Annotated in this window: 12 protein-coding genes and 1 riboswitch; of the genes, 7 read left to right on the forward strand and 5 right to left on the reverse strand. The window is 71.1% G+C overall.

Features of this window, described 5'->3' with window-relative positions; genetic code table 11:
- Positions 1-31 precede the first annotated feature (31 nt).
- A riboswitch (cyclic di-AMP (ydaO/yuaA leader) is annotated at positions 32-186 on the reverse strand.
- A gap of 314 nt (positions 187-500) precedes the next feature.
- Positions 501-1463: a C40 family peptidase gene (locus HHX35_RS01985; RefSeq protein WP_139578212.1), complete on the reverse strand. Its 963-nt coding sequence runs from the start codon at positions 1461-1463 to the stop codon at positions 501-503.
- 149 nt (positions 1464-1612) lie between these two features.
- Positions 1613-2929: an NYN domain-containing protein gene (locus HHX35_RS01990; RefSeq protein ID WP_182897299.1), complete on the reverse strand. Its 1317-nt coding sequence runs from the start codon at positions 2927-2929 to the stop codon at positions 1613-1615.
- Between the two features lie 324 nt (positions 2930-3253).
- Between HHX35_RS01990 and HHX35_RS01995 the strand changes: the two genes are divergently transcribed.
- The 3 genes from HHX35_RS01995 to HHX35_RS02005 all read left to right on the forward strand — a co-directional run bounded on the left by HHX35_RS01995 (position 3254) and on the right by HHX35_RS02005 (position 5978).
- A complete protein-coding gene (locus HHX35_RS01995) occupies positions 3254-3835 on the forward strand; it encodes a GNAT family N-acetyltransferase (RefSeq protein ID WP_182897300.1) in 582 nt (193 codons plus the stop codon).
- Positions 3836-3895: 60 nt separating this feature from the next.
- On the forward strand, positions 3896-5623 hold the full coding sequence (locus HHX35_RS02000) for a DEDD exonuclease domain-containing protein (RefSeq protein ID WP_182897301.1): 1728 nt from the start codon (positions 3896-3898) through the stop codon (positions 5621-5623).
- Positions 5624-5690: 67 nt separating this feature from the next.
- A complete protein-coding gene (locus tag HHX35_RS02005) occupies positions 5691-5978 on the forward strand; it encodes an Lrp/AsnC family transcriptional regulator (protein WP_079313341.1) in 288 nt (95 codons plus the stop codon).
- Positions 5979-6095: 117 nt separating this feature from the next.
- Here HHX35_RS02005 and HHX35_RS02010 read toward each other — a convergent pair whose 3' ends face one another.
- From HHX35_RS02010 to HHX35_RS02020, 3 genes are all read right to left on the reverse strand, one after another.
- Positions 6096-6899, reverse strand: a complete 804-nt coding sequence (locus HHX35_RS02010) for a sensor histidine kinase (protein WP_182897302.1) — start codon at positions 6897-6899, stop codon at positions 6096-6098.
- A gap of 98 nt (positions 6900-6997) precedes the next feature.
- Positions 6998-8047 (reverse strand): anthranilate phosphoribosyltransferase, encoded by a 1050-nt coding sequence (trpD, locus tag HHX35_RS02015; protein ID WP_182897303.1) that lies wholly within the window; start codon positions 8045-8047, stop codon positions 6998-7000.
- A gap of 297 nt (positions 8048-8344) precedes the next feature.
- Positions 8345-8740: a response regulator transcription factor gene (locus HHX35_RS02020; RefSeq protein WP_182897304.1), complete on the reverse strand. Its 396-nt coding sequence runs from the start codon at positions 8738-8740 to the stop codon at positions 8345-8347.
- Positions 8741-8902: 162 nt separating this feature from the next.
- On the opposite strand from HHX35_RS02020, the gene HHX35_RS02025 reads away from it, so the two are divergent.
- The 4 genes from HHX35_RS02025 to HHX35_RS02040 are packed head-to-tail and all read left to right on the forward strand — an operon-like array spanning position 8903 to position 13051.
- Positions 8903-9520, forward strand: coding sequence for a heme-copper oxidase subunit III (locus HHX35_RS02025; RefSeq protein WP_030508904.1), 618 nt, complete (start codon positions 8903-8905; stop codon positions 9518-9520).
- A gap of 17 nt (positions 9521-9537) precedes the next feature.
- Positions 9538-10347 carry a c-type cytochrome gene (locus HHX35_RS02030; protein ID WP_139578206.1) on the forward strand — a complete coding sequence of 270 codons (810 nt, stop codon included), beginning with the start codon at positions 9538-9540 and terminating at the stop codon, positions 10345-10347.
- Complete coding sequence (locus HHX35_RS02035) at positions 10344-11423, forward strand: ubiquinol-cytochrome c reductase iron-sulfur subunit (RefSeq protein ID WP_182897305.1); 1080 nt, start codon at positions 10344-10346, stop codon at positions 11421-11423. Before HHX35_RS02030 ends, HHX35_RS02035 begins: the two co-directional genes overlap by 4 nt.
- Positions 11420-13051 carry a ubiquinol-cytochrome c reductase cytochrome b subunit gene (locus HHX35_RS02040; RefSeq protein ID WP_182897306.1) on the forward strand — a complete coding sequence of 544 codons (1632 nt, stop codon included), beginning with the start codon at positions 11420-11422 and terminating at the stop codon, positions 13049-13051. The genes HHX35_RS02035 and HHX35_RS02040 overlap by 4 nt, the downstream gene beginning before the upstream one ends.
- Positions 13052-13084 lie beyond the last annotated feature (33 nt).

Consider the following 13084-nt stretch of genomic DNA (forward strand, 5'->3'; position numbering starts at 1 on the left):
GCGGGGGTGGTAGACAGGATCTCTCCTCGGGTCTTCCGCTCACGCCTACCGGGTTAGCTGACGGGTTCGGGCGGGGAAGTCGCCCTACGGCGCGCGATGCGCCGATTCACCCCGGACCTTCGCGTGAAGGTCGATGGTTCCCCGGCTCCGTGCCTCCTGACTGCACGGACTCGGCAGGCCACCGGCGTCGGGGGATCCCGCGAAGGGGAGGGTGATGGAGGACGCCGATGACGGTGGATGACTGCGCGCCCCGGCCGGCCGACCGGGTGCGCCGCGGCGAGGTGTGCTCGCCGCGGCCCAGAAGCTACCGAGGTCCCGCCGCGTTCGGCAAAGCCCCACCGCCGGATAAAGATCGGATAACGAAGGCCGCCGAGAAGAAAGCGCAGCTTACCCGCACCGCAAACGGCTAAGTGTGACTCTGCTCACAATCTCGGCAACAACGACCAAATCGGGTCACAGAAGCCACAAAAGGCACAGAGATCACGAACATGGCCGGGCCCTCAGGGGCGCACAGCTCCGATCGCGTGATACTCGGCGAGTGTGACAATCTTCACAACGTCGCCGGTCTGGGGGGCATGGACGACCTTGCCGTCGCCGGCGTAGATGCCGACGTGCCCGTACCCGGCGTGCCAGAGCAGGTCACCCGGCTGGAGCTCGTCCAGCGAGACCCTGCGGCTCGCGCCCCAGGCCCACTGTTCGTAGCTGGTCCGGGGCAGCGTCACGCCCGCCGCCGCCCACGCGGCCTGCACGAGCCCCGAGCAGTCCCAGGAGTCCGGTCCGGTGCCCCCGTAACGGTAGGGCTTGCCGACCTGCTTGTAGGCGAACTGGAGGGCCGACAGCGCGTTGCCGGACGCCGGCCCGGCGTAGACGACTCCCGCGCTGTTGGGGTTGCCGGGGTTGTACGTCCCGAGCGAGCGCAGCAGCTTCATCTGCTCACGGACGAGCTTGTCGACCTTGTCCTTCTCGTCGGCGAGCTCGCCCCTGACGTCGGTGGCCTCCTTGTACACCACCTTGCTCTGGTCGCGGCGGTCCTTGAGGTCCTTGATGGCGCCCTCGTACTCCCGGAGCCGCCCGGCCCGCTCGGCCGACATGTGGTTGAGCGTGGCGAGGCCGCTGAGCATCGCATCGGGGTTGGAGCTGTAGAAGACGCCGCCCCACGACCCCATCTCGCCGACCTGGTAGCTGCTGACGGCCATCGAGACCAGCCCGGAGCGCAGCGCCTCGACCCGGACGTTCTGCTTCTTGTAGTCGCCGTTGATCGCGAGGTACTTCTCCCTCGCCTTCTTCCACTTCTCGTTGGCCGCGTTGTAGCGGTCCACGAGCTTGTCGGCCTGCTCGTTGAGCTTGCTCAGCTTCGCCTTGGCCTGCGCGACTGTGGGCTTCGGATCCGCCTGCGCGCCCGCCATCGGCGTCAGCAGGACCACGGCGGCCAGACCGGCGGCCACCGGCACACGCCCTCGCACTGAGCCCCCTTGAGGATCAACCTCTTAGATCAACGAAACCTGCGGCGCGACTCTATCTAGGCGATCTTGATGCTTCAACCTATTCGCAGGTATTCGCGGCAGTCATCACTCACCGTGACGACGCCGGTCCGGAGCGCGCGTACGGCGCTTCAGCTCCGGCCGAGACGGCGCAGCAACAGGAGCGAGGGCACCGGCCGGGCACCCATGCGGCGCACCGACTCGGCCACCTCCCGGTCGGAGGAGACCACGGCGATGGCCCGGCCCGGCGGCTCCGCCCGCACCAGCGTGCGGATGAGGTCGTCGGCGATCTCCCCGGGCGCGCTGAACATCACCCGCACCCCGCGCGGCGCGGACACCTGGACGGGCCCGTTCAGCTCGGCGCCGTCGAACACGCACGTCACCTCCGCCCGCGTCTGCACGGCGAGCCCGCCGAGCCCGGTCAGCAACCGGGCCCGCTGGTCGGCGAGGGTCAGCGACGGGTAACCGGTCTTGGTCACGTTGTAGCCGTCGACGATCAGATGCAGATGAGGGATGGCCAGGAGCTGGTCGAGGAGCTGCGGATCGTCGTTGGCCAGCGCCCGCGCGGGCACGGCCGTCACGCCCGGCTCGCCCGGCAGCACCGCGTTCACGTAGTCGGCCGGCCTGCTGATCGTCGTGGGCAGGCCGAGCTCCTTGCGCAGCCCGGCGGCGGCGTCCTGGAGCGCGTCCAGCAGCACCCGCACCCGGGCGTCCTCGATGCTGCGGCCCTCGCGGGCGGCCCTGCGGCTGGCCTCCAGCTGGCGCTCGGCGTCCGCCAGGCGCTCCCTGAGCCGGCGCAGCTCGGTCTCGGCCGCGCCGTTGGCGCTCGCGGCCCTGGCCCGCGCCTCGGCCGTCTCCGCCTCCAGCTCGGCCGCCCTGGCCTCGGCGGCCCTGACCCGCTCGCGGGCGTCGTGCAGCTTGCGCCGCAGGTCGGAGTTCTCCGCCCGGGCCGCCTTGAGCTGCTCGCGCACCCGGTCGATCTCCTCCTTGGCGGAGGCACGCTGCGCCGCGAGCTGCTCGCGCAGCCGCGTCTCCGCCTGTTCCCGCTGGGTGCCCGCGGCGGCGGCCTGCTCCAGGTCGGTCCGCGCCTGCTCGACCAGGTCCGGCCAGCCGGGCGGGCGGGTCAGGTACGCCGCCGCCGCGACCAGCACCGGCTCGGCCGCGGGGGGCACGGTGCCCTCGGCCAGGCTCGCCACCAGCTCGGGCCAGGCGGTCTCCACTGTCTCGGCCACCCGCTCGCGGAACTCCTTGTCGTTCTCCAGCTGGGCCGCGATCGGCGCGCTGCCCAGGCGGGCGCGCTTGCGCGGGTCGAATCTGGCGATGTTGCGCAACGGCGGCGGCACGGCCGCGGCGGGCATCGAGCCCAGCACCTGCGCCGCGACCTCCACCACGTGTAAACGGACCTGCTCGGGCAACGGACGAGACAGGCCTTCTCCGGCTGAACTCATCTCGTCGCTCCTCGGTCGTGTCCTACAGATCTTCTGCCCACTGCGGTCGCCCCGGCGGCGCCTCGCGGTGCTGTCGCCCCCGAGTGCGAGAACGTCCCCGATGCCCGCCGTCCGCGAGGCCCTGGCCTCGCGGCGCGCCCACCGGACCGCCCTCACACGGCAAGATCTGCGAGACACTCCCTTGTTCTTGTCTTCTTTCAAGGGTACGGCCGTCGCACCGTGTCCATGTCGCGTTCAAGATCTGTCACCGTGCCTCGCACCGGCCGGGGCGGGGAGGCACAACCCGTTGGCGCGCGTCCGGTCCCTGTCCTTACGCTTGGCGGCGTGTTCACCCCGCCGTACCCGATCACGACCCCCCGGCTGGTCCTGCGCCCCTTCACCGAGGCCGACCTCGACGACCTGCACGCCTTCCACTCCCTGCCGGAGGTCACCAGATACCTCTACTGGGACGCCCGTACGCGGGAGGAGACGAAGGCCGCGCTCGACCGGAAGATCGCCTGCGCGTCGCTCGGGGAGGATGGCGACGTGCTCAGCGTGGCCGCCGCGCCGGCCGGCGGTGGGCCCGTGATCGGCGACCTCACGCTGTTCCTGCGCAGCCGCGAGCACCGCCAGGGCGAGATCGGCTTCGTCTTCAACCCGGCCTATCAGGGCCGCGGCCTGGCCACCGAGGCGGCCCGCGAGATCCTGCGCATCGGGTTCGAGGGTCTCGGGCTCCACCGGATCCACGGCAACTGCGACGCGCGCAACACCTCCTCCGCCCGCCTCATGGAGCGGCTCGGCATGCGCCTGGAGGCCCGCCTGGTGGAGAACGAGTTCTTCGCCGGCGCGTGGAGCGACGAGTTGGTCTTCGCGATGCTGGCTCGCGAGTGGCGCGCCGGAGCGGCCTCCGTGCAGCCGCCCGCCTGACCGTCGCTTTACCTCCGCCTGGGGCGGGGGCGGCAATTGTCGGTCGGGACTTCTATGGTCATGGGCGTGGATGCGGTACAGGGCACGCTGGACGAGCTCGGCACTCTCCTGCGGGAGGTGACGTTCGTCGTCTTCGACCTGGAGACCACCGGCGGGTCGTCCGCGGAGCACGCCATCACGGAGATCGGCGCGGTGAAGGTGCGCGGCGGCGAAGTGATCGGCGAGTTCGCCACGCTGGTCGACCCCGGCGGCCCGATCCCGCCGTTCATCTCCGTGCTCACAGGCATCACCGACGCGATGGTCGTGGCCGCGCCGAAGTTCTCCGAGGTGCTGCCGAGCTTCCTGGAGTTCATCGCCGGGGCGGCGCTCGTGGCGCACAACGCGCCGTTCGACATGTCGTTCCTGAAGGCGGCGTGCCAGGTCAACGGCTACCCGCCCCCGGCCAACCCGGTGGTGGACACGGCCGACCTCGCGCGCCGCGTGCTGACCCGCGACGAGACCCCCAACTGCAAGCTGGCCACCCTCGCCCGGGTCTTCCGCAGTTCCACCGAGCCCTGCCACCGGGCGCTGGCCGACGCGAAGGCCACGGTCGACGTGCTGCACGGCCTCATCGCGCGGGTCGGGTCGCTCGGCGTGCACACGCTGGAAGACCTGCGCGGCTTCGTGCGCGCCCCCACTCCGGAGCAGCAGCGCAAACGCCACCTCGCCGACGGGGTGCCCGGCGCGCCCGGCGTCTACATCTTCGAGGACGCCAAGGGCGAGGCGCTCTACATCGGGAAGAGCTCCAATCTGCGCAACCGCGTGCGCAGCTACTTCACCGCGAGCGAGACCCGCTCGCGCATCCGCGAGATGGTCGGCATCGCCGAGCGGGTCAGGACGATCGTCTGCGCCACCGCGCTGGAGGCGGAGATCCGCGAACTGCGGATGATCGGGGCCACCAAGCCGCGCTACAACAGACGGTCCCGCTTCCCCGAGCGGGTGGTCTGGCTCAAGCTGACCGACGAGGCGTTCCCCCGGCTCAGCGTCGTGCGCGAGGTGAAGGACGACGGCGCGGCCTACCTCGGCCCGTTCGGCAGCAGCCGCACCGCCGACGACGCGCGGACCGCCATGCACGAGGCGCTGCCGCTGCGGCAGTGCACCGAACGGCTGTCGGCCCGCGTGCGGCGCCCCGCCTGCGCGCTCGCGGAGATCGGCCGCTGCGGCGCGCCCTGCGAGGGCCGCGAGAGCGAGGAGAGCTACGCCCGCCACGTCCGCCACGCCCGGCACGCGATGGAACTCGACGCGGAGGCGGTCTTCTCGGCGATGGAGGCGCGGATGAGCCGCCTGTCGGCCGAGCAGCGATACGAGGAGGCGGCCGTCGACCGGGACCGGCTCGCGGCCTACGTCAGGACCGCCGCGCGCATGCAGCGCCTGCGTTCGCTGACCGGCATCCCGCAGATGGTCGCGGCCAGCCCGGCCTTCGACGGGGGCTGGGACATCCACGTCATCCGGCACGGCAGGCTCGCCGCGGCCGGCGTTATGCCCCGGGGCGCCCACCCCACGCCGTACGTGGACGCGCTGGTCGCCACGGCGGAGACGGTCGTCCCGGGTCCCGGCCCCACCCCGGCCGCCAGCGCCGAGGAGACCGAGTGCGTGCTGCGCTGGCTCGACTCCCCCGGCGTGCGCCTCGTCCAGGTCGACGGCACCTGGAGCCTTCCCGCGTACGGCGCGGGGCGGCTGGTCGAGCGCATCGAGCGCGCCTACCGGCACCAGCGCGGCGACCGCCGTGAGGGACGGCCCCTGCGGTGACGCGGCGGGAGTGGCACTAAGGTCGGGGGCGACAGACCCGAGTCGCGAGACAGCAGGAGAGACGCGAATGGTCACCGCGATCGTCCACATCAAGGCGGACGTCGACAGGATCCCCGAGGTCGCCGAGGCCATCGCCGAGATCGAGGGCGTCAGCGAGGTGTACTCGATCACCGGCGAGTTCGACCTGCTGGCCATGGTCAGGGTCGGCCGTTACGACGAGGTGGCCGAGGTCGTGCCCGGCCGCGTCAACAAGGTGCCCGGCGTGCGCCATACCGAGACGCACATCGCCTTCCGCACCTACTCCCGCCACGACCTGGAGGCGGCCTTCTCCATCGGCCTCGCCGACGCGGACTGACCCCGCCCGGCCAGGCGCACCGGCCGGCCGTGCAGGCGCGGCCGGGCAGGCAGAGCGCGGTTGAGCAGGTAAAACTCGGCCGGGCAGGACGGAGCAGGCCAGGCAGAGCGCGGCGGGTCAGGCCGGACGTAGCAGCCGCACGCGGACCTCGAACCCGCCGGGAAGCGGGTGCGCGGCGACCGAGCCGCCGAACAGCGCCGCGCGCTCCCAGGTGCTGACGAGCCGGTCGCGGGGCAGCCCGTCGTCGTGGACGACGACCTCGACGACGGTGGGCAGCCACCGCAGCGTGACCGTCGCCGCGCGGGCCATGCCGTACCACAGGGCGTTGCCCAGCGCCTCCTCCACGATGCGGTATGCCGACAGCTCCAGCGTGGGGCCGCTCCCCCGGGGGCCGACCTCGGTGAACGAGACGGCGAGCCCGCTCGCGCGGAAGTCGTCGATCAGCCCGGGCAGGTCTCCCAGGCCCGGCTGGGGGCCGCGGCGCTGCCCGTCCATGCGCAGCAGACCCATCATCCGGCGCAGGTCGGACAGCACCCGGCGGCCCGACTCCTCGGCCTCGCGGAAGGTCTGCCGTGCTCGTTCCGGGTCCTTGTCCATGATCACCCGGCCCGCGCCCACGCCCAGTGTCATCACGCTCAGGTCGTGGGCCACCAGGTCGTGCAGTTCCGAGGCGATCCGCAGGCGTTCCCAGACGGCGTCGTCCTCGGCGTCGGGGTGAGCGGGACGCCCGGGCCGCGCGCCGTCCCCGCCCTCCGCCCGGACCTGCCGGCCGCCCCTGCCGCGGTCCCGTCCCGGCAAGACCGCGCCGGGGCGAGAACCGGCCGAGGGCACGCCGCGCAGACCGGCGGTGAGCATGGCCATCCCGCCGCGGGCCAACGCGGCCCATCGGTGGATGACGCGAAGGGCGAACAGGCGCATCATGGCGGGAACGGTACGGCTAAGGCCGAACCCGGCACGTCCCCATCAAGGCGGACGCCTGATCCCTCCAGCGGTGGAGGCGATCGGGATCAGGAGCGCGATCAGGCCTTACCGCCGAGCGTCCGGCTGATCTCGACCCAGCGCTCCAGGGTCTGCGCGGCCCTGCCCGAGTCGACCGCCTCGGCCGCGCGGGCGTACGCCGTGCGCAGGTCGCCCGTCAGGTCGTCGCCCGGGCCGTAGTAGGCGACCAGGCCGGCCGCCGCGTTCAGCAGCACCGCGTCGCGCACCGGCCCCGTCTCGCCGCGCAGCAGGTCGCGCACCGCCGCCGCGTTGAACTCGACGTCGCCGCCGCGCAGGTCGCCTGGCTGGGAGCGGGGAATGCCGAGGTCGGCCGGGTCGATCGTCGCCTGGGTCGCGGTGCCGTCCCTGACGACGAAGACCGTCGACGGGGCCGCGGTGGACAGTTCGTCCAGGCCGTCGTCGCCCCGGAAGACCAGCGCCGACACGCCGCGCTCGGCGAAGACCCCGGCCATTACCGGCAGCATGCGCGCGTCGAACACGCCGATGGCCTGGGCGGCGGGGCGTGCCGGGTTGGCCAGCGGCCCGAGGAAGTTGAACACCGTCGGCACGCCGATCTCCTTGCGCGGCGGGCCGGTGAAGCGCAGCGCGGGGTGATAGACGGGCGCGAAGCAGAAGGCGATGCCCGCCTCCACCGCGACCCTGGCGGTGGTCTCCGGCGACAGGTCGAGGGCGACGCCCAGGTGTTCGAGCACGTCGGCCGCGCCGCATAGCGAGGAGGCGGCCCGGTTGCCGTGCTTGACGACCCGGGCCCCGGCCGCCGCCGCGACGATCGCGGCCATCGTCGAGACGTTGACGGTGTGCGCCCGGTCACCGCCGGTGCCGACGATGTCGACCACCGGCCCCTCGACCGTGAGCGGGGTGGCGCGCTCGAACATGGTGCGCACGAGGCCCGTCACCTCGGCGATGGTCTCGCCCTTGGCCCGCAGGGCGACGGCGAAGGCGGCGATCTGCGCCGGGGTGGCCGACCCCGACATGATCTCCCCCATCACCCAGGCCGTCTCGTCGGCCGTCAGGTTCTCACCCGCCAGCAGGGCGTTCAGCGTGGAGGGCCAGGTGGTGCGCGTGTCCATGGTGGGCTCCGCGGGATTCGATGTGGGGTCGGGTCGGCGGTTCGGTGCGACTGGGCGGCGTCGGCGTGCCCGGGTGAAGCGACGGCCCGGCGACGCCCGGGCCCGGGTGAGTCAGGTGACGCGTGTGCCCCCGCCTCGGCCGGGCGGGCCGGTGCGGTGACGCGTGGGCCCCGGACCGGGCGCCACGGCGCCCGGCGTCGGTACGCCCGGCGTCAGTGCGCGTCCGGTGCCGGCGCCCGAATCTCCAGGGCCCGGAGCTGATGCGCCCGGATCAGTGCCCGGATCAGTGCGCCCGTATCAGTGCGCCTGGGTGAGGCTGAGGCGGCGCCGCATGAGGTCGGCCACGGCCTCGGCGAGGACGACGGGGTCGATGGGCTGCGCGACGACGGCGTCGGCGCGGGACCAGTTGGCCAGCCACCGGTCGTCCCTGCGGGCGATGAGCAGCAGGATCGGCGGGCAGTTGTGCACCTCGTCCTTGGCCTGCCGGCTGACCCCCATGCCGCCGGCCGGCTGCGCCTCGCCGTCGAGGACGGCCACGTCGATGTCGCCGGAGTCGAGGTGCTTGATCACGGCCGGCTGGGTCGCGCACTCGACGATCTCGACGAGGGGCACGTCCGCGGCGGGGCGCCGCCCGATGGCCAGGCGCACCTTCTCCCGGGTGCTTGCGTCGTCGCTGTAGACGAGAACCCTCATTTCACGCTCACTGTCGAATCGCGGGGTATGGTCATCGTGATGCTACCGGCGCGGCTGCAGGGCTCGCAGCCCCGGGGCGATTGCCATGACATGCCTGTTTCGTAGGCGCGTATGGACCCTAGCGGGGGGTCGTGGGGCGACCCGACCTGGGGAGCCGCAATAATGCTGGGCGTGGCGACAGCATCCGCAATTACTACGACGACGAGACCGCACGGGTCCAGCCGGCCGAACCTGGTTCAGGTCGGGACCATCGTGTGGTTGTCCTCTGAGCTCATGTTCTTCGCGGCGCTGTTCGCGATGTACTTCACCATCCGGTCGGTCAGCCTGGGGCAGGGCACGCACTGGCCCGAGGCGGACCTCAACGTCCCGTTCGCGACCTTCAACACGACCGTCCTGGTCCTTTCGAGCGTCACGTGCCAGCTGGGCGTGTGGGCCGTCGAGAAAGGCCAGGTCAAGAAGCTGCGATTCTGGTATGTCGTAAGCTTCCTGATGGGTGCGTTCTTCGTGGGCGGACAGCTCTGGGAGTACGGGCACCTGGCGGAGGAGGGTCACATCCTCTCGCACTCTCCGTACGACTCGGTGTTCTACCTGACCACGGGCTTCCATGGCTTGCACGTGACGGGTGGTCTGATCGCGTTCCTGTTCATCCTGGGACGTACGTACGCCGCGAAGCGCTTGACGTATGAGCAGCAGACCAGCGCGATCGTCGTGTCCTACTACTGGCACTTCGTCGACGTGGTCTGGATCGGCCTTTTCGCGACCATCTACATCATCAAATGATCGGAACGGGGATTTCGGTGAACTCCATCACCGCCCGACGGCGCCATCCCCTCGCGCGAGTCGCCGTCCTGGCGCTCGCGCTGGGCCTGCTCGGCGGCGGCTACGCGCTCGCGGCGCCGAACGGCAGCACCGCGGACGCCGCGATCGCGTCCGGCAAGGCCGACGACGTGGCGCAGGGCAAGAGCCTCTTCGTGGCGCACTGCGCGAGCTGCCACGGCATGAACGCCGAGGGCACCAAGAAGGCTCCGACGCTCATCGGCGTCGGAGCCGCCGCCGTGAACTTCCAGGTGAGCAGCGGCCGCATGCCCGCCGCCGACGCGGGTCCCCAGGCCCCGCGCAAGCCGCGCGCGGAGTGGGCGACCGACCAGGCCGTCGACCAGCTCGCGGCGTACGTCCAGTCGCTGGGCGGCGGCCCGACGGTGCCCAGCGCCGAGCAGGTCGACCCCGCCAAGGGTGACCCGGCCAAGGGTGGCGAGCTCTTCCGCGCCAACTGCATCCAGTGCCACAACTTCGTGGGCGCCGGCGGCGCGCTGACCTACGGCAAGTACGCGCCGCCGCTGAACCCGGCGACGCCGACGCAGATCTACGAGGCGATGGCCACCGGCCCGCAGGCGATGCCGGTGTTCAACGACTCGACGATCACGCCGGAGCAGAAGCGCGACATGATCGCGTACATCACCCACGTGCGGTCGCAGGTCGACCCGGGCGGTTCGGGTCTGGGCCGAATCGGTCCCGTCACCGAGGGCCTTGTAGCGTGGGTCGTGGGTCTCAGCCTCCTGATCCTGGCCTCCATCTGGATCACAGCGAAGAAGCGACGGGCGGCATGACAGAGCAGAACGAGTACCCCGAGAGCGGGCGCGTGCGGACGCGTGTCCTCGGCACGCCGCCCGCAGACGCGCCGATCGTCGACAGCGACCCGATCCACGCGCCCGAAGGCGTTCCCGGCGTGATCCCGCAGGACCCCGTCAAGGCCCGCAAGGCCGAGCGCCTCGTCGCGCTGCTGTTCCTGATCACCTTCCTGGCCGGGGCGGGCTTCATCGCCTCGTACGTGATCTTCCAGGTCGGTTCGATCAGCAAGACGGCCACGTCGAACCTCGCACTCGGCGGCACCCTGGCCCTGGCCCTGCTCGCGCTGGCCGCGGGCCTCACGGTCTGGGTGCGGCAGATCATGCCGAAGTACAACCTCGTCCAGGAGCGCCACGAGATGCGCTCCGACGACGACACGCGCGAATACGTCCAGGAGACCTTCCTCCAGGGCGCCGACGAGAGCGGGTTCGTCAAGCACAAGCTGCTGCGCCGCACGCTGCTGCTGGCCGCCGCTCCGCTGGGCCTGGCCCCGCTGGTGCTGCTGAAGGACCTCGGCCCGCTGCCCGGGACCTCGCTCAGGCACACCGTCTGGGGCGAGCCCACCAAGGACGGCAAGCCGCGCCGCCTCGTGGTCGAGGGCTCCGGCCAGCCGATCCGCGCGGCCGACTTCAACTCTCCCGGCGGCATCCTCTCCGTGGTCCCCGAGGGCTACGAGGAGGACCTGAACGCGCTGGCCAAGGCGACGCTGATCCTGCTGAAGTTCCGTCCGGAGGAGCTCAAGTCCGGCACGAACCTCAACTGGACGCACGACGGCATCGTCGCCTACTCCAAGATCTGCACCCACGTGGGCTGCCCGGCGGCTCTCTACGAGCAGACGACGCACCACATCCTCTGCCCGTGCCACCAGTCGACCTTCGACGCGGCGGACGGAGCGAGGGTCGTCTTCGGCCCCGCCGCCCGGCCGCTGCCGCAGCTCCCCATCGGAATCGACGGGGAGGGCTACCTCGTCGCGAAGTCGGACTTCAAGGTCCCCGTCGGTCCCAGCTTCTGGGAGCGCGGCGACGCCGAAGCCGAAGCTAGGGAGAACGCGTCATGAATGCTCCCCCGAAGGCCATCGCAGGCCCGTCGACGTTCCTCGACGACCGCATCGGCGCGGGGAACTTCCTCAAGCGCAACCTGAGGAAGATCTTCCCCGACCACTGGTCGTTCCTCCTGGGGGAGATCGCGCTCTACTCGTTCATCATCCTGCTGCTGACCGGTACGTTCCTGACGTTCTGGTTCAAGCCGGGTATGGGCGAGGTCACGTACACGGGCAACTACGCCCCGCTGTACGGCGTGAGGATGTCGGAGGCCTACGCCTCGGCGCTGCACATCAGCTTCGACGTCCGTGGCGGTCTGCTGATGCGGCAGATCCACCACTGGTCGGCGCTGCTGTTCGTGGGCGGCATGACGGTGCACATGCTCCGGATCTTCTTCACCGGGGCGTACCGCAAGCCGCGCGAGCTCAACTGGATCATCGGCATCCTCCTGCTCTCGCTGGCGCTTCTCGAGGGCCTCACCGGCTACTCCCTCCCCGACGACCTGCTCTCCGGCGCGGGTCTGCGGATCACCCAGGGCGTCGCCCAGTCGATCCCGATCGTGGGCACCTACGTCTCGTTCTTCCTGTTCGGCGGCGAGTACCCGGGCCACGACGTCATCTCGCGGTTCTACTCGATCCACATCCTGCTGATCCCGGGCATCCTGCTCGCGCTCGTCTCGGCGCACATGATCCTCATGTGGGTGCAGAAGCACACGCAGATGCCCGGCAAGAACAGGACCGACAAGAACGTGGTGGGCGCGCCGTTCTACCCGGCCTTCATGATCAAGTCGGGTGCGTTCTTCCTGTTCACGTTCGGCGTCATCGCGCTGCTCGGCACGTTCGCCCAGATCAACCCGATCTGGTTGTTCGGGCCGTACACACCGGCGGACATCTCGGCCGGCTCCCAGCCCGACTGGTACATGGGCTTCCTGGAGGGCGCGCTCCGCCTCATGCCGTCGTGGGAGATCAATTTCCTCGGCCACACGGTGACGCTGAGCGTGCTGATCCCGGCGCTGGTGCCACTGGGCCTCGTCATGACGGGCCTGGCGCTGTATCCGTTCCTGGAGCAGTGGATCACGGGCGACCGCCGCGAGCACCACGTCGCCGACCGGCCGCGCAACAACCCGCACCGCACCGCGATCGGCATCTCGGGCATGACGTTCTACGGCATCCTGTGGCTGCTGGGTGCCAACGACGAACTCTCGGCGAACTTCCACCTCGACCTGTACACGACGACCTGGTTCGGGCGGATCGCCATCTTCGTCGGCCCGGCCATCGCGTACTGGGTCACCTACCGGATGTGCATCGGCCTCCAGCGCAAGGACGCCGAGGTGCTGTCCCACGGCGTGGAGTCCGGCGTCATCAAGCGGCTGCCGAACGGCCAGTACATCGAGGTCCACACGCCGCCGGCGGAGGACATCGCCGAGCACATCCGCGGCAAGAAGGAGATCCCGGTTCTCGAGAGCGCCGCGGACGGCGAGGGCATCCCGCCCAAGGGCGCCCGCAGCGCGATCGGCCGGCTCCGCACCAAGATGAGCCAGGCGTACGGGACCGACCGGGTCCCGCTGACCGACGGCCACCACGAGGAAGAGCACGCAGAGGAGCACGCGGGCGTCGGCGCCGGCGACCGCAAGGAGCTCCACTGACGGGCACCTGACCGACCGGCACGAAGCGGCCCG

Origin of the sequence: Microbispora sp. H10830 (genome assembly GCF_014161375.1) — a bacterium.
In the GTDB taxonomy this organism is placed as follows: Bacteria; Actinomycetota; Actinomycetes; order Streptosporangiales; family Streptosporangiaceae; genus Microbispora; species Microbispora catharanthi.